Here is a 15,707-nt window from a genome sequence, read left to right as displayed (position 1 = left end):
AGTAAAACTGCTTATGCATGTAAAGATAGAAGAAAGCTGGCAAAAAGTATTACACCAGGAATTTGAAAAGCAATATTTTAAGGATCTTATTGCGTTTGTAAAGCAGGAATACGCCACGCAGCAGATATTTCCGCCCGGTAAACAGATCTTTCACGCGTTTGAAGAATGCCCTTTCGATAAAGTAGAAGTGGTGATCCTGGGCCAGGATCCTTATCACGGTCCGGGTCAGGCGAATGGTTTAGCTTTTTCTGTGAACGAAGGCATCAGAACCCCGCCTTCGCTGCGCAATATTTTTAAAGAAATTAAAGACGACCTGGGTAAAGAAATTCCGGCAAGCGGAAACCTGGAACGTTGGGCGGAGCAAGGCGTTTTATTGCTGAATGCTACGCTTACGGTTCGGGCCAATACTGCAGGTTCGCACCAGAATAAAGGTTGGGAAACGTTTACAGATGCCGTAATTAAGAAAATTTCCGACGAGAAAAAGAACGTGGTTTTCCTGCTTTGGGGTGCTTACGCGCAAAAGAAAGGCGCCATTATCGACGATACTAAACACCTCGTTTTAAAAGCAGCGCATCCATCTCCCTTTGCCGCCGATAAAGGTTTTTTCGGTACGCACCATTTCAGCAAAGCCAACGCCTATTTAAAAGCCCACGGCAAAAAGGAAATTGACTGGTAGGTTTGATAGTTAATTGTTAAATTGTTGGTTAAAGTATTTTTTCCGTAGCGTAGGATTTAAACCCTACGCTACAAAAGAAAGAATTCCTCAAAAAACGGTACCCTTTTAGCCACCAAAACTCAATAAAAAAAGCGCTGAATTTCTCCAGCGCTTTTTTTATTCAATTAACAATTTAACTTAATCAATAAGGTTAAACAAACGGTTCCAGCGAATTTTACCTGATACACCGCCATTCGGATCCATCGACATCCAGACTAAAACAGCCTTGCCAACCACATGATCTTCCGGTACAAAACCCCAATAACGTGAGTCAGCGGAATTGTGGCGGTTATCACCCATCATAAAGTAATAATCCTGTTTGAAAGTATATTCTGTAATTGGTTTGCCATCTACCGAGATAATCCCGTTTTCATAGCCTACATTTTTATTGCCTTCATATTTCCGGATCACCGGCTCGTAGATCGGAGTCGTTTCAGCGGTTAGTTTAATGGTCTGGCCTTCTTTCGGAATCATGATAGGGCCGTAATTATCGCGGTTCCATTTCAGCAGGCTTGGCGCATGCGGGTAAACTTCAGCATCGGCCCGGCCGGGAACATCTTTGTCTAAATGCACGGTTTTAATAAAGTCCATGCTCTTGAATTTTTCAGCCTGTTCCGGCGTACAATCTACCACGTAACCACCCTGTATCGGCTGAATGCCGGCAAGACTAATGCCCAGGTTCCGGAAAAAATCAGCGTCCAGCATTGAGCTGGTTTCTAACAGGTAGCGGTTCTGCATGCCTTCCGGATTTTCTGCTGGTTTGCCGTTAATATAAACCTGCATATCGCGTAATTCCAGCACATCACCGGCAATTCCCACGCAACGCTTAATATAATTCGTTCTCAGGTCCGCCGGATGCTGGTCTTCGAAAGGCACGTTAAATACCACAACATCGTTATTCTTTACACTGGTAAAACCCGGTAAACGGTATTGTTTTAACTGAATTAAGTCGGAATAAGAAGGAATGCTGGTGCCCCAGATGGTTTGGTGGGTTAAAGGAACCTGCAAAGGTGTGATCGGGGTGCGTGGGCCGTAATGCAGTTTGCTTACAAAAAGGTAATCTCCTACCAAAAGCGAACTTTCCATGGATGGCGTTGGAATAGTATAAGCCTCAAACGTAGCCCAGCGGATAAGCGTAGCAGCCACCACGGCAAACATAATGGCATCGCCCCATTCCCGGAAGAAGCCTTTTTTTTCCTGTGGTCTGGTTTCTTTTTTCTTCCAAAAAGTTACGCTCATAGTTTCAGTAGTTTGTTATAAGTTCATCAGGTCTTTCATACCGAAAACCCCTTTTTTGCCTGGCAGCCATTCCGCAGCCATTAAAGCGCCGGCCGCAAAACCGGTTCTGGAATGCGCTACGTGGCTCAGTTCAATTTCGTCAATGGCAGAAGCATAACGCACAATGTGCGTTCCTATTACATCGTCGGTACGTTCCGAAACAATCGGTAATTTCCCTTCGGTTTCGGGAGCTTCATTCACCCAGCCATCCAGGTTCTGGTAGCTTTGCAGAATGCCTTCAGCGGTTGTAATTGCTGTGCCGCTTGGGTGATCTACTTTCTGAGTATGGTGAATTTCCCGAATGCCAACAGCATATTCCGGGTATTGCTGCATTCGCGAAGCAATATATTCATTAAAATGAAAAAACAGGTTAACCCCGATGCTGAAATTTGAAGCATACATAAAACTTCCTGCGTTTTTCTCGCAAAGTTCTCTGGCTTCCTGCATGCGCTCCTGCCAGCCCGTAGAACCCGAAACCACCGGAATACCGTTTTCCAGGCAATAGGAAATATTACTGAAAGCCGCCTCCGGATGAGTGAATTCAATGGCTACGTCGGTGTTTTGAGCGTTAAAAGAAGTAAGCTGCGACGCCGAAGTATGGTCTAATTTGCCGACGATCTCGTGGCCTTTGGCTAAAGCTAATTGCTCAATGGTTTTACCCATTTTGCCATAGCCGATAAGCAGAATTTTCATTAGTTTTTTAGTCTGAAGTGAAGCGAAAGGCCGGGAGCCGGCTGCGCACCAAAAGATGCAAATTGTACCGATGGTTGCCAGTGCATGCTCAGGTCATCGGAAATATCGAATTCATTTAAATGTGCACCAACGTTGGCTTCCATAATATTCAGGCCGTAAGCCAGCACCGAAAATATAACGGTAAGATCGCGGTTGCGGCGGTAAAAATCCCGATTGTTTCGTAAAGCGTTAACACTTAACGTTACAACCTGCCCATCGTTATTCTTTATTTGCTGAACCGTATTCGGATCTCCGTCAATTTCGTTTTCGTAGGCAGTGCGGTAATCCTGGTAATTCTGGTTATTGGTGTAGTAAAAATAACCCAGGGTACCGCCAACGGCATAAATTACCGGTACTTTCCAATAATGCCCGTTATAAACTTGCCCCAGACCTGGAAGAACTGCCGAAAACAAAGCCGCCCGGCCCGGTTTACTCAGGCCTTTGTCTTTCTCCGTTTTTACAATGCGGTCTTTATTGGGGTCGGGGTTAGGAGTAGCTACAACGGTTGAATCTGTGCGGGCAGTAACGGTTTGGGCGGAAACAAAAACGCTATAGTTTAAGCCGCAAAAAGTAATAAAACCAAACAGTACTGCTTTCAGCCGCATAAATTCTTAGTAGTTTAAAAGCTCCAGGATCCGGTTCAGGTCATCGGTAGATACGAACGGAATCTTAATTTCGCCTTTGCCGGCGTTAGAGGTTTTAACGTAAATTTTGGTTCCAAAGTGACTGGAAAGCCGCGATTCTACCTTTTTTAATTCTGCCTGATGTTCAGCCGGAATATCCGCGCGGTCAACAGTTTCCTTTTTCGGCTTGGAGAGGTTACGCACCAGCTCTTCCACTTTACGCACTGAAAGTTCTTCCGCTACGGTTTTGTTGTAAACTTCCAGCTGCAACTCAATATTATCGATGTTGATCAAAGCCCGTGCATGACCCATCGAGATCTGCTGGTCGCGCAAACCGATCTGAATATCCGGCGGAAGTTTTAACAGGCGCAGGTAATTGGTTACGGTTGTCCGTTTTTTGCCCACGCGGTCGCCAAGTTCTTCCTGTTTCAGATTACACTCCGAAAGCAAACGCTGGTAGCTCAAGGCTATTTCGATGGCATTTAACTGCTCGCGCTGAATGTTTTCGATCAGGGCCATTTCCAGCATTTGCTGGTCGTCGGCCTTGCGGATGTAAGCCGGAATAGTTTCTAAGCCAGCAAGTTTCGAAGCCTGAAAACGGCGTTCCCCGGAAATCAGCTGGAAAGTATTAACGTCTAACTGACGCACAGTGATCGGTTGGATAATGCCCTGAACCTTAATAGATTCGGCCAGTTCTTCTAAAGCTGTCTGGTCGAAGTGGGAGCGGGGCTGAAACGGGTTCGTTTCGATCTGGGTTAATTTGATCTCTGCGATGGTATTTACTTCGTGAAGGATTTGCGGATCTACTTTTTTATCGTAACTGCCTTCGATCAGGGCGTTCAAACCCCGGCCCAGGCCGCCTTTTTTCTTAACTTGAATCTTGTTCTCAGACATTTATTTAAATTGTTAAATGGTCAAATGGCTTAATTGTTTTTAGGTTAACAAATTTTAACCATTTAACAATTCAACCATTTAACCATTAAATTTACTTCGCCAGAACGGCGTTTTTCTCGGCAATTTCGCGGGCCAGGTTCAGGTAACTGATGGCACCTTTACTGTCAGCATCGTGCATAATGGCTGGCAAGCCAAAGCTCGGCGATTCGCTTAATTTTACGTTCCGCGGAATAATGGTATCGAAAACCATCTGCTGGAAATGCAGTTTTACTTCTTCCACTACTTGGTTGCTCAAACGCAGACGCACATCGTACATGGTCAGCAAAATGCCTTCAATCTCCAGCTGCGGGTTTAAACGCGATTGAATGATCTTAATGGTGTTCAGTAACTTACCTAAACCTTCCAGCGCAAAATACTCGCACTGCACCGGAATAATTACCGAATTGGCGGCCGTTAAAGCGTTCACCGTGATCAAACCAAGGGAAGGAGAGCAGTCTATGATGATAAAATCATAATTATCAGCTACACTTCGCAATACTTCCCGCATTTTTTCCTCCCGGTTCGGCAGGTTTATCATTTCAACTTCGGCACCTACCAGGTCAATATGCGACGGTACGAGGTCTAAATAATCGATATTCGATTTTACGATGATATCTTCTATTTTTATGCCATCTACCATGCATTCGTAAATGCTTTTGGAAATATCGCCGGGATCGTAACCTATACCCGAAGTGGCATTTGCCTGTGGATCGGCGTCTACGAGTAATGTTTTAAATTCTAAAGCGGCCAGGCTGGCGGCTAAGTTTATAGCTGAAGTTGTCTTGCCAACACCACCTTTCTGGTTCGCTACAGCAATTATTTTTCCCATCTTAATCGTTCTTCTCGCTTTGATTTATAGTGTAATGGTCTGGCCGATCTCCATGAATTTCAGATCCTTGCCCGACTTTTTCGCCATTTCCGATACCGTTTCCTTTTCAATTTTAATGGGCGGGAAAGAATCGTAATGCATGGCAATAACCTGTTGGGCTTTCACCCAATCGGCAGCGACCAATGCATCCTGAGCATCCATGGTGTAATGGCCGCCAACTGGCAGCAACGCATAATTTACCGCAAACTGCTCCCCGATAATTTTCATGTCATAAGTCAGGGCTGTATCGCCGGCAAAGTAAAGAGTTTTACCTTCCACCTGCACTACGTAACCTGCCGGGTGACCGCCATAGGTGCCATCTGGCAACGAACTGGAATGAATGGCAACTACCATTTTAGCTGTTGCAGCGCCGATTTTAACCGTGCCACCAATGTTCATCTGAATGGTATCGGTAATATCCTGCTTCGCATACCAATCCGTAATTTCAGGCTGGGCTACAATTTTGGCGTTGTTTTGGTTTGCGATCGTTGCAGCATCGGCTAAATGATCGCCATGCGCGTGCGAAAGCAGAATATAGTCGGCTTTAATGCTTTTCAGGTCGATGTTTTTTGCCAAAGGGTTTTGGGAAATGAACGGGTCGAACAGAATTCCGGTGTCGCCGGTTTTCAATAAAAAGCAGGAATGGCCGTAGTACGTTAGTTCCATAAAAAATTTAGCTTTAATGCACCGTTATCACGGGAATATGCTTTAAACTTGCACAAAGTTAAGACAATTGAAAGTAAAGTTTTCAACAAAAGTTTTCAACAAACGGGGTATAAGTACCTTGTTAAGTGGTGCCATTTTCCTCGCTTTTTCGGCTTGTAACAGCCAGAAAAAAGCCGAAGATGATAAACGCGTTTTCCGCTACAACCAACCCGAAGCCCTTAGTTCGCTCGATCCGGCTTTTGCCCGTAACCAGGCCAACATCCGGGCCATCACGCAGCTTTACAACGGCCTGCTCGAACTCGACGATAGCCTGAAACCCGCGCCGGCCATTGCCCGAAGCTGGGAAATCTCGGCGGATGGTTTGCGGTACACCTTCCATTTACGGCAGGATGTTCATTTCCATGACAGCCCCGTTTTTCCCAACGGCAAAGGCCGCAAGGTTATTGCCCCGGACTTCGTATATAGCTTTAACCGTATATTAGACCCCGCCACAGCAAGTACCGGCGCCTGGATCTTTAACGGGAAAGTACTGGAAAAACCTAAAGGAATAGTTTCAGACACGGCGTTCAAGGCTTTAAACGACAGTACGTTATTGGTTTACCTGAACGAACCTTTTATAGCGTTTACCGAGATCCTGAGTATGCCGTATGCTTTCGTAATTCCGAAGGAAGCGGTGCAGCAATACGGTAAAGATTTCCGGGAGCATCCGGTTGGTACGGGGCCGTTTCAGTTTAAAATGTGGGATGAAGGCAATGCACTCGTCTTTCATAAAAACCCGAATTACTGGAAAAAAGATAAAGCCGGAAATCAGTTGCCTTATCTCGATGCGGTGCATATTTCTTTTATCACCGATAAGAAAATGGAGTTCATCAATTTCCAGCAAAAGAAACTCGATTTCCTTTCCGGTATTAAAGAAGGTACCCGCGATATTATTCTGCAACCCGACGGCAGTTTGCAACCCGATTTCTCCGGCAAATTCACCGTTCAGAAAGCGCCTTACTTAAATACTGAATACATCGGTTTCCAGCTCGACCAGGCCAATCTGAAAACCAAACCGGTTTCGGATAAGCGCGTGCGGCAGGCTTTGAACTATGCCATCAACAAAAAGGAAATGATCCGGTACTATCGTAACGGTTTGGGTATTCCGGGCAATTCGGGTATGGTGCCGCCTTCGCTGCCAAGTTTTAACGACAGTATTGTAAAAGGCTATGGTTTTGACCCGAAAAAGTCGCGCGAGTTACTGAAAGCCGCCGGGTATGATGCCCGTAATCCGTTTGAAATAAAACTGAGTACTGTTGCCGAGCACAAAGAACTGGCCGAATATTTTCAGAAAAAATGGAGCGACGTGGGTGTAAAATGTGAGATCGAGATAAACCAAGCGCCGGCGCACCAGGAACAGGTAGATAACGGACGTTCTGCGTTCTTCATGAAATCGTGGTTAGGAGATTATCCGGATGCAGAAAACTACCTGGCACTTTTTTACAGCAAGAATTTTTCGCCGGCCGGCCCGAACAAAACGCATTTTAAAAATGCCCGCTTCGACGAACTTTACGAAAAAGCTAAGTTAGAGCAAAATCTGCAAAAGCGCTGGAAACTGTACCAGGAAATGGATAAGATCGTGGTGGAAGAATGTCCGGTTATTGTGTTGTTCTACGACGAAGTGCTCATGTTGACGCAAAATAATATTGAAGGCTTAACCGCCAACCCCATGAATACGCTGAAACTGGAAACTGTTAAAAAACGCTAGGATTTAAGCCTTAAAAAGTCAGAAACGAAAAAGCCACTCATTTTAGAGTGGCTTTTTTTTATTGTGTACTTTGGGGTTTTATTCTTCTTCCGGCGGCCCGAAATTTACATCCAGGTTCTTTTCAACTAATTGGGCCAGGTCGGTTAAATAGGTATTAAATTCCTGCGGGCCGCCTTCGGTGTAAGTTACTTTTTTCGGTTTATTGTTTTTATAAAGCGTAATTTCTCTAACCGGGAAATCGGTTTTAAGCGTTTCGTAGTTGGCTTTCAGTTTAAAGAAACCCAGTTGTTCGCCGCGCTTCCAGAGTTCCTGCGCTTCCTTTCGGGAGATGCGGAACGTGCTTTTTACTTTAGGTTTGGCGGCCGGTTGCGCAGTTACCAGCACATTGCCATCTGTCATGAACTCGGCGCGGTAAACAGGGCAGAAGCCAAAACATGGTTTTTTCTCGAACACGATTAAGGTTTTGGCTGGACTGTGTTTCCGGGAAGATTGCGCATTGATGTTGCTGTTTTTCCCGATGATGAGCAGGGTGAAAAGTAATGTGAACATTACAAATCCGGTCCGGAACTGTTTCATAGCGTAAGGTTTTAGTAAGAGTGAGTTTACAAATAAAATCAATTATTCGGAAAACGCTATACTACTAGTCGCAAAAACTGTACCTCAAAACAATAAAATAATAAAAAAGCCTTCCTGAACTTTCAGGAAGGCTTTTTTAAAATGGAATAGTGCAAAACTATTTCTTCGCTTTTTTCTGTTTGTTTTTCTCTGCTTCTTTTTCAGCAGCTACGCGCATGGCTTCCTGCATACGGGCCGCAAAACCACCCGGCTTTTTGTCTTTCAGCTTGGTTTTGTTTTCTTCCAGGCGCATCCGGATCTTATCGTCATCTACAAACTTACGGATAACCGCCTGCTGCCCGAACGTTACTAGGTTAGAAACGAAATAGTAGAAACTCAGGCCAGCCGGCATAGTATTGATGATGAACATGAAAATGAACGGCATCAGGTAGCTGTAGAATTTCATCGGGCCCTGCATGGTGCTTACCTGGTTATTGCCCCAGGTATAAAGAATGGTAGAAGCCGTCATCAGCAACGTGAACATACTTACGTGGCTGCCATAGAAAGGAATGGTGAATGGCAAACGCGCAAATACATCGTAAGTAGAAAGGTCATGCGCCCACAGAAACGCTTCCTGGCGCAACTCAATGGAGTTCGGAAAGAAGCTGAACATGGCGAACAGGATCGGGATCTGCAACACCATTGGAATACAGCCACTCATCGGGTTCACACCTACGCTTGAGTAAAGCTTCATGGTTTCCGACTGCGTTTTCTGCATGTCGTCGCCGTGTTTTTCTTTAATGGCATCAATTTCCGGTTTCAGCACCTTCATTTTTGCCATTGAAAGGTAAGACTTGTAAGTAAGCGGCGTCAGGATCAATTTAATAAGCAGAACCAGGATCACGATAATGATACCGTAGCTGGCAATGTGATCTTCCAGTAAATGGAACACCGGAATAACCACAAAGCGGTTAATGTAACCAAACACACCCCAGCCTAATTCCAGGTTTTTCTCGAACTTATCTGAAACGTGCTTTAAAATGGAAAAGTCGTTCGGGCCGAAATAATACGTGAACTGGGCGCCACTTAAAGCATCTTTTTGTGGAATAGAAACGCTGGAAGCAAAAGTTTTTACTTCGGTAGAATCGGCTTCGTTCAAAGAGCTGGTGAATTTACCGTTCTCAAACTGGTTTTTGGCAATAATACCAGCCGTGAAAAAGTTTTGTTTGTTACCAATCCATTTTACCGGCTCCTGCAAATCTTCTTCTTCGGTGCTGTTGCCGGTCAGTTTCGTAACGTCTTCGTCCATGGTCATGAAGTTCAGGGAAGAATGGTTACGGTTCTGGCTCAGGTCGAATTCCAGTTTTTTCAGGCGATCTTTCCATGTAAAGGTCAGTGGCTGGTTGGCTGCCAGCAATTGCTCTACGCCCTTAAACGTAAGTTCATAACCCAACAGGAAAGTACCATCGGTCAGGCTATAGGTTTGCTCCACGTACTGGCCTTCGCCCAACGTAGCACGAAAAGTCTGTACCTGCGTTTTTCCGGCTTTTGCAGAAATGGTATTTACCGGACCAGCTGTAAAATAAAGATCTGATAATTTAATTTCCTTGCCATCGCGGGTTTTGAAAGCAACATCGGTGTGGCTGCTTATTTTGTCGAATAGAATCAGCGGCTTTTTATCGAAGGTTTTGTAGTTCTTCAGTAAAACTTCTTCTACAGCGCCGCCTTTGGTTGCAAGCGTTACCTGCAGATTTTCGTTCTGAAGCAATACCGTTTTCGCTTCGCCGGTTGCAGCCGCACCAAAAGAGCCCAGAGCAGCCCGTTGTTGTGCCATGGTAGCTGAATCAAGCGGAGCGCCGGTTTCCTGTACTGTGGTAGCAGTAGTAGTAGCGGTTGGCTGAGCTTTGGTTTCAGTTTTTGGTTTTACGTCCTTATCGGGCGGAAAAACAAAAAGGTAAATTAGTAAGAGCGCGGATATCAGAAATAATCCGACTGCCTGGTTACGATCCATTAGTTAAATTTAAAATTAAGCAATATTCTTTTTTGATTTGGCGTATTGTATAGCGGCCCGAACAAATTTCACGAACAGCGGGTGCGGATTTTGCACCGTACTTTTCAGTTCCGGGTGGTATTGTGCCGCTACAAACCACGGGTGGTTCTGCAACTCGATCACTTCTACCAGGCCTGTTTCAGGGTTTATGCCCGAAGCAACCATTCCGTTGTCTTCAAAAGCCTTTAAGTACTTGTTGTTGAATTCGTAGCGGTGGCGGTGGCGTTCGGTAATTTTATGCTTGCCATAAGCAGCAAACGCTTTTGAGCCTTTTTTCAGTTCACAAACGTAGGCACCTAAACGCATCGTACCGCCCATCTGGGTGATCTGTTTCTGGTCTTCCATCATATCTATAACCGGATTTTTACTTTCCGGTTCCATTTCGGTGGAAGTTGCGTCTTTGATATTCAGTACGTTGCGGGCAAATTCGATGGCTGCGCATTGCATACCCAGGCAAATACCGAAGAATGGAATGTTGTTTTCGCGTGCGAAGCGGATGGTTTCAATTTTACCGTCGAAACCACGCTGGCCAAAACCCGGAGCAACCAGAATGCCATCCAGATCTTTAAGCTGCGAAGTTACCGTTTCACGATCAAGATGTTCTGATTGGTAAGTTTTCAGTTTAACCTTGCATTCGTTTTGTGCACCTGCGTGAATAAACGCTTCGATGATCGATTTATAAGCATCCGGCAATTCCACGTATTTCCCTACCAGACCAATGGTTACTTCTTCGGTAGGATTTTTCAGGCGGCCCAGGAATTCTTTCCAGGCATCCAGATCCGGATCTGTAGTTCCGCCGGTAAGTTTCAGTTTTTTGATAACGCGTTCGTCCAGCTTCTCTTTTTTCATGAGCAGCGGCACGTCATAAATGGTTTCTGCGTCTAAGCTTTCAATTACCGAATTGATCTGCACGTTGCAGAACAAGGCAATTTTCTTGCGCATTTCCATCGGAATGGCGTATTCGGAACGGCAAACCAGAATATCGGGCTGAACACCGGCTTCCGAAAGCGCTTTCACAGAATGCTGGGTTGGTTTGGTTTTCAGTTCACCCGCAGCTTTCAGGTAAGGCAATAAAGTCAGGTGAATTACCAGGGAATCGTTCGGAGGCAATTCCCAACGCAGCTGACGCACCGATTCTATAAAAGGCAACGATTCGATATCGCCTACGCAGCCACCAATTTCGGTAATTACCACATCAAATTCCCCGCTCTGGCCCAAAAGCAACATTCGGCGTTTAATTTCGTCGGTAATATGCGGAACCACCTGTACGGTTTTGCCCAGGTAAGCACCCTGACGTTCCTGAGTAATTACGTGATGATAAATTTTGCCAGTAGTAACGTTATTGGCTTGCGAAGTTGCAGTATTCAGGAAACGTTCGTAATGACCCAGGTCCAGATCGGTCTCGGCACCATCGTCGGTTACAAAGCATTCGCCGTGTTCGTACGGGTTCAGGGTTCCCGGATCGATATTGATATAAGGGTCGAATTTCTGAATGGTTACGGAAAAACCTCTGGCTTGCAGAAGCTTAGCCAGGGATGCTGATATGATGCCTTTTCCTAAAGAGGAGGTAACGCCGCCGGTTACGAAGATGAATTTTGAAGCCACAAGTTTGCTGTTTGTCTTATGGACTGCAAAGGTAACGTTTATATTGGAAAATCCCCGGAAATACTTTTTTCTTCACAAAGCATACCGTTTTTTCTGCGGTTCCGCAAATTCAGCCCGAAAGAAATAAGTATAACTAAATGCCCCGGTTATTGCGTATAGGCATTATTGAGTTCTACCAGAATTTCCACCCAAAAAGAAAGGCCGCCTATTGATCTGACACTGATCAACAATGCTTCTATTACCCGAAAACGCTATCTTTTTTGACCCAAAAACCTGTAACCCGGATTACCGGACTGCCGTACGGCGGTGCAGTAAACGCTACTAACGCTACACATCTTAAAAAAACTCTACATAACGCTCTTTCATGAAAGTTGCAGAATTGCGCATTATGCGCGGACCGAACTACTGGTCGGTTAAACACCCAAAAATCATTGTTCTGAAAGTTGATCTGGAGGAATTAGCAGACGTAAAAACCAACGAAATTCCTGGATTTGCCGACCGCCTCGAAGCCTGGTTTCCGGCCATGTATAAGCACCGCTCCAGCGAGGAAATGGTAGGAGGTTTCTTTAAAAAAGTACGCGAAGGCACCGATTTCAGCAAAGTAATTCAGCACGTGGCCCTGGAACTACAAACCATGGCCGGTATGGACAGTGGTTTCGGCCGTTCGTGTAAAACCGATATTCATGGCATATATACCGTAATTTTTTCTTACCAGGAAGAACGGGCCGGAGAATACGCTGCTAAAGCGGCCATGCGCATTACCGAAGCCCTTTATAAAGATGAAGACTACGATGTAAGCCTGGATATTCATGAATTGCACGAGATCCGGGAATCGGAGCACTTCGGGCCGAGTACGCAATCTATTGTAGACGAAGCTGTTAGTCGTGGAATTCCATACTTGACCGTTCCCGATACTTCTATTATTCAACTTGGTTACGGCGTAAACCAAAAGCGCATAAAAGGCACCATGACCTGCAGCACCGGCGAATTTGCCGTGGCCATTGCCGGCGATAAGGACCTGACCAAACGCATGCTTGATAGTGCAGGTGTTCCGGTTCCGAAAGGCGTAATTATTCATACCGAAGAAGAATTGAAAGAAGCGGTTGAAGAAATTGGTTATCCGTTGGTAACAAAGCCTTTAGATGGAAACCAGGGAAAAGGCGCCAGCATTAACGTTACCCATTGGAAAGATGTGGTCTCCGGTTTTCATGAAGCAAAGAAAATTTCTGATGCCGTGATTGTAGAAAAATACATTAAAGGCTTCGATTACCGCATGCTGGTTATAAACGGCAAATTTGTAGCTGCTGCCAAACGCACACCGGCCGCTATTACCGGCGACGGAAAGTCCACGATCAAAGAGCTGATAGATGAAGTAAACAAAGATCCGCGCCGCGGCATTGGCCACGAAAAGGAGCTGACCCAGATACACTTAGATAAGGATACTTACACCATTCTGGAAAATAAAAACCTGACGCTGGAAAGTGTGCTTGCAAAGGATGAAGTGCTGTATCTGAAGACCACGGCCAACCTGAGTACCGGTGGAACGGCTACCGATGTAACCGACCTTTGCGATGAATACAACATTTTAATGGCCGAACGCATTGCCGGAATTGTTGGCCTGAACATTTGCGGCATCGACGTGATGACTTCGGACATTGCCATACCTTTAGACGAAGCCGGCGGTGCCGTTATAGAAGTGAATGCCGCGCCTGGTTTCCGGATGCATATTTCGCCTACCGAGGGGTTAGCGCGTAATGTGGCCGAACCGGTTATTGATATGCTATTCCCGGCAGGCAGCAAACCAAGTATTCCGATTGTAGCTATAACCGGTACTAATGGTAAAACTACCACTTCCCGTTTAATTGCGCACATGGTAAAATACATGGGTTTCCGGGTTGGTTTTACCACTACCGATGGTATTTACATACAGGAAAAGCGTTTGGTGAAAGGCGATACTACCGGCCCTAAAAGTACAGAATTTGTGCTCCGCGACCCGAGTGTAAATTTTGCGGTGCTGGAATGCGCCCGCGGCGGTATGCTGCGCTCCGGGCTCGGTTTCCGGACCTGCGACGTGGGTATTGTAACCAATGTGGCTTCCGATCACCTGGGGTTAGGCGGTATCAATTCGGTAGAGGAAATGGCGCTGGTAAAATCTGTAATTCCACGCACGGTTCACAAAGATGGTTACGCCATTCTGAACGCCGATGATGATTATACTTATAAAATGGCCGAAGACCTGGAATGCAAAGTTGCCTTTTTCAGTATGGATGAAGTGAACCCGCGGATATTACGCCATATTGCCAAAGGTGGTCTAGCTGCCGTTTATGAGAATGGTTACATCAGTATTTATAAAAACACCTACAAGATCCGGATAGACCGCGCTGCGGATATTCCGCTTACTTTTGGCGGTCGCGCTACTTTCAATATTCAGAACGTGCTGGCAGCCGTGCTGGCGGGTTATGTAAATAAGTTCGGCATAGATGATATAAAAATGGCTTTGCGCACCTTTATTCCATCTTCCACTAAAACGCCGGGCCGCATGAATTTATTCCAGTTCCCTACGTTTGAAGTGTTGGTAGATTATGCGCATAACGTTGCTGGTTTACAGGCTGTTGGCGAATTTTTGAAACGGACGGACGCCAATAAGAAGATTGGGGTTATTTCCGGCATAGGAGACCGGCGCGACGAAGATACCCGTGAACTTGGTAAACTGGCAGCACAACTTTTCGATGAGATCATTATCCGTCAGGATCGCGACCTGCGGGGGCGAAGCGGCGAAGAAATAAACGGCTTGCTGAAAGAAGGCATTTTCAGCGTTGATCCGAACAAAAAAGTGATCGAAATTGATAATGAAATGCGCGCTATTGCTTTCAGTCTGGAACATGCCCGCCGCGGCTCATTCATTTCAATATTTACGGACGATGTAAGCGAAGCCGTGAAAATGGTAGAGAATTTTAAAACGATTCAGGACCGGCGGGTGCTGGTAGATTAAAGCTTCATTTTAACACAAAAAAAAGCTGTTCCGTTAATTTGGAACAGCTTTTTTTATTTTATTAAACGCACACATAACCGGAAGGCAGCAGTTACAGGTTTAAAATTTAGATGAGTAATTAACCTTACTTTTTAAGCTGAAAAGCATAGCGTTTTTTCGCTGAAAAACTATTAAGCTTGTGCGTACTGATCGAGGGCAGATTCTAAATTTGGCACAATGCGTACCAGTTCGTCTAAGCCCAGAATGGTAAATACGTTTCTGATCTTAGCGTTCAGGCCGAAGAAAAGCAGGTTTATGTTTAAAAGTTTAAAGTTATTTAAATGCGAAAGAAATACGCCCAGGCCAGCGGACGAAATATAGCTGATCTCGGAGCCATCTATCCAGATCTGTTTTGGTTTCTTTTGCGTAAGGCGCACCAATTCGTGATCTACCAGTACAGCGTTACTGGCATCTAATTCGCCGCTTAATTTTACGATGCTTACTTCCGCTTGATTTTGGGTCTTGATATCCATACACGACAAATTCAAAAGTTTTAAGATCCATTTTCAAAGTAGTAAAGAGCAGCAGATCGGTTCAGAACAATTCAGGTGTTCGTGGTTTAATCGTAAACTTTACACATGCAAAGGTTGCTATTTTATATTTTACCAGGAAATTTTTTACGCCAATAGCATAAATCCCGGAGTAAAAGCACCGATTTAGTGTATTTACAGAAATTGAAATTCCTGAATTTTGGTTTAAATTAAAATTTTGTTCTTTAAATATCAAGCTTTTATAGACAAAATTTGGTCTGCTCCGGTATTTTATTGTTAACCTTCCATTACCGTAATTAATTTGTTCAAAATTACTTCACTTAGATGAGTATTGTATTAAATGAATATTAAATTTCAGTAACATATAATGTTGAATTAGAATTTGGAGGATATCAACATTCTGGCGGACAGTT

General features: G+C 44.9%; 13 protein-coding genes. 3 read left to right on the top strand and 10 right to left on the bottom strand.

Features of this window, described 5'->3' with window-relative positions:
• Nucleotides 1-13 precede the first annotated feature (13 nt).
• The gene (ung, locus tag ACFPIB_RS07420; protein ID WP_378016802.1) at nt 14-676 is read left to right on the top strand and encodes a uracil-DNA glycosylase; all 663 of its coding nucleotides are present in this window, start codon (nt 14-16) and stop codon (nt 674-676) included.
• A gap of 177 nt (nt 677-853) precedes the next feature.
• On the opposite strand, the gene lepB is transcribed toward ung, so the two are convergent.
• The 6 genes from lepB to ACFPIB_RS07390 form a co-directional block, all read right to left on the bottom strand.
• Nucleotides 854-1,954: a signal peptidase I gene (gene lepB / locus ACFPIB_RS07415; RefSeq protein WP_378016801.1), complete on the bottom strand. Its 1,101-nt coding sequence runs from the start codon at nt 1,952-1,954 to the stop codon at nt 854-856.
• Between the two features lie 15 nt (nt 1,955-1,969).
• The gene (dapB, locus tag ACFPIB_RS07410; RefSeq protein ID WP_378016800.1) at nt 1,970-2,686 is read right to left on the bottom strand and encodes a 4-hydroxy-tetrahydrodipicolinate reductase; all 717 of its coding nucleotides are present in this window, start codon (nt 2,684-2,686) and stop codon (nt 1,970-1,972) included.
• Nucleotides 2,686-3,330 (bottom strand): DUF5683 domain-containing protein, encoded by a 645-nt coding sequence (locus tag ACFPIB_RS07405; RefSeq protein ID WP_378016799.1) that lies wholly within the window; start codon nt 3,328-3,330, stop codon nt 2,686-2,688. Before ACFPIB_RS07405 ends, dapB begins: the two co-directional genes overlap by 1 nt.
• Nucleotides 3,331-3,336: 6 nt before the next feature.
• Nucleotides 3,337-4,242 carry a ParB/RepB/Spo0J family partition protein gene (locus ACFPIB_RS07400; protein ID WP_378016798.1) on the bottom strand — a complete coding sequence of 302 codons (906 nt, stop codon included), beginning with the start codon at nt 4,240-4,242 and terminating at the stop codon, nt 3,337-3,339.
• A 91-nt stretch (nt 4,243-4,333) separates the two neighbouring features.
• Nucleotides 4,334-5,110, bottom strand: a complete 777-nt coding sequence (locus ACFPIB_RS07395; RefSeq protein WP_378016797.1) for a ParA family protein — start codon at nt 5,108-5,110, stop codon at nt 4,334-4,336.
• Nucleotides 5,111-5,134: 24 nt separating this feature from the next.
• Entirely contained in the window at nt 5,135-5,815 is a 681-nt protein-coding gene (locus ACFPIB_RS07390; protein WP_378016796.1) for a metal-dependent hydrolase, read from the bottom strand.
• A 67-nt stretch (nt 5,816-5,882) separates the two neighbouring features.
• Here ACFPIB_RS07390 and ACFPIB_RS07385 point away from each other — a divergent pair, with 67 nt between their 5' ends.
• The gene (locus tag ACFPIB_RS07385; RefSeq protein WP_378016795.1) at nt 5,883-7,562 is read left to right on the top strand and encodes an ABC transporter substrate-binding protein; all 1,680 of its coding nucleotides are present in this window, start codon (nt 5,883-5,885) and stop codon (nt 7,560-7,562) included.
• A 78-nt stretch (nt 7,563-7,640) separates the two neighbouring features.
• On the opposite strand, the gene ACFPIB_RS07380 is transcribed toward ACFPIB_RS07385, so the two are convergent.
• The 3 genes from ACFPIB_RS07380 to ACFPIB_RS07370 form a co-directional block, all read right to left on the bottom strand.
• Entirely contained in the window at nt 7,641-8,138 is a 498-nt protein-coding gene (locus ACFPIB_RS07380; RefSeq protein WP_378016794.1) for a DUF6438 domain-containing protein, read from the bottom strand.
• A gap of 157 nt (nt 8,139-8,295) precedes the next feature.
• Nucleotides 8,296-10,128 (bottom strand): membrane protein insertase YidC, encoded by a 1,833-nt coding sequence (yidC, locus tag ACFPIB_RS07375; RefSeq protein ID WP_378016793.1) that lies wholly within the window; start codon nt 10,126-10,128, stop codon nt 8,296-8,298.
• Between the two features lie 15 nt (nt 10,129-10,143).
• Nucleotides 10,144-11,772: a CTP synthase gene (locus tag ACFPIB_RS07370; RefSeq protein ID WP_378016792.1), complete on the bottom strand. Its 1,629-nt coding sequence runs from the start codon at nt 11,770-11,772 to the stop codon at nt 10,144-10,146.
• Nucleotides 11,773-12,136: 364 nt separating this feature from the next.
• Here ACFPIB_RS07370 and cphA point away from each other — a divergent pair, with 364 nt between their 5' ends.
• Complete coding sequence (cphA, locus tag ACFPIB_RS07365; protein WP_378016791.1) at nt 12,137-14,764, top strand: cyanophycin synthetase; 2,628 nt, start codon at nt 12,137-12,139, stop codon at nt 14,762-14,764.
• Nucleotides 14,765-14,934: 170 nt separating this feature from the next.
• Here the strand turns inward: cphA and ACFPIB_RS07360 are convergent, their stop codons facing one another.
• Nucleotides 14,935-15,276 carry an STAS domain-containing protein gene (locus tag ACFPIB_RS07360; RefSeq protein ID WP_378016790.1) on the bottom strand — a complete coding sequence of 114 codons (342 nt, stop codon included), beginning with the start codon at nt 15,274-15,276 and terminating at the stop codon, nt 14,935-14,937.
• Between the last annotated feature and the right edge of the window lie 431 nt (nt 15,277-15,707).

The sequence above is a fragment of the Adhaeribacter terreus genome (assembly GCF_042657365.1).
Classification (GTDB): Bacteria; Bacteroidota; Bacteroidia; order Cytophagales; family Hymenobacteraceae; genus Adhaeribacter_A; species Adhaeribacter_A terreus.
Note: the sequence above shows the minus strand (reverse complement) of the source record. Positions and strands in the feature narration are given on the sequence as shown.

Coding starts and splice junctions, on each gene's coding strand:
- ung (WP_378016802.1), top strand. CDS start 14: ATGCATGTAAAGATAGAAGAAAGCTGGCAAAAAGTATTACACCAGGAA.
- lepB (WP_378016801.1), bottom strand. CDS start 1,954: ATGAGCGTAACTTTTTGGAAGAAAAAAGAAACCAGACCACAGGAAAAA.
- dapB (WP_378016800.1), bottom strand. CDS start 2,686: ATGAAAATTCTGCTTATCGGCTATGGCAAAATGGGTAAAACCATTGAG.
- ACFPIB_RS07405 (WP_378016799.1), bottom strand. CDS start 3,330: ATGCGGCTGAAAGCAGTACTGTTTGGTTTTATTACTTTTTGCGGCTTA.
- ACFPIB_RS07400 (WP_378016798.1), bottom strand. CDS start 4,242: ATGTCTGAGAACAAGATTCAAGTTAAGAAAAAAGGCGGCCTGGGCCGG.
- ACFPIB_RS07395 (WP_378016797.1), bottom strand. CDS start 5,110: ATGGGAAAAATAATTGCTGTAGCGAACCAGAAAGGTGGTGTTGGCAAG.
- ACFPIB_RS07390 (WP_378016796.1), bottom strand. CDS start 5,815: ATGGAACTAACGTACTACGGCCATTCCTGCTTTTTATTGAAAACCGGC.
- ACFPIB_RS07380 (WP_378016794.1), bottom strand. CDS start 8,138: ATGAAACAGTTCCGGACCGGATTTGTAATGTTCACATTACTTTTCACC.
- yidC (WP_378016793.1), bottom strand. CDS start 10,128: ATGGATCGTAACCAGGCAGTCGGATTATTTCTGATATCCGCGCTCTTA.
- cphA (WP_378016791.1), top strand. CDS start 12,137: ATGAAAGTTGCAGAATTGCGCATTATGCGCGGACCGAACTACTGGTCG.
- ACFPIB_RS07360 (WP_378016790.1), bottom strand. CDS start 15,276: ATGGATATCAAGACCCAAAATCAAGCGGAAGTAAGCATCGTAAAATTA.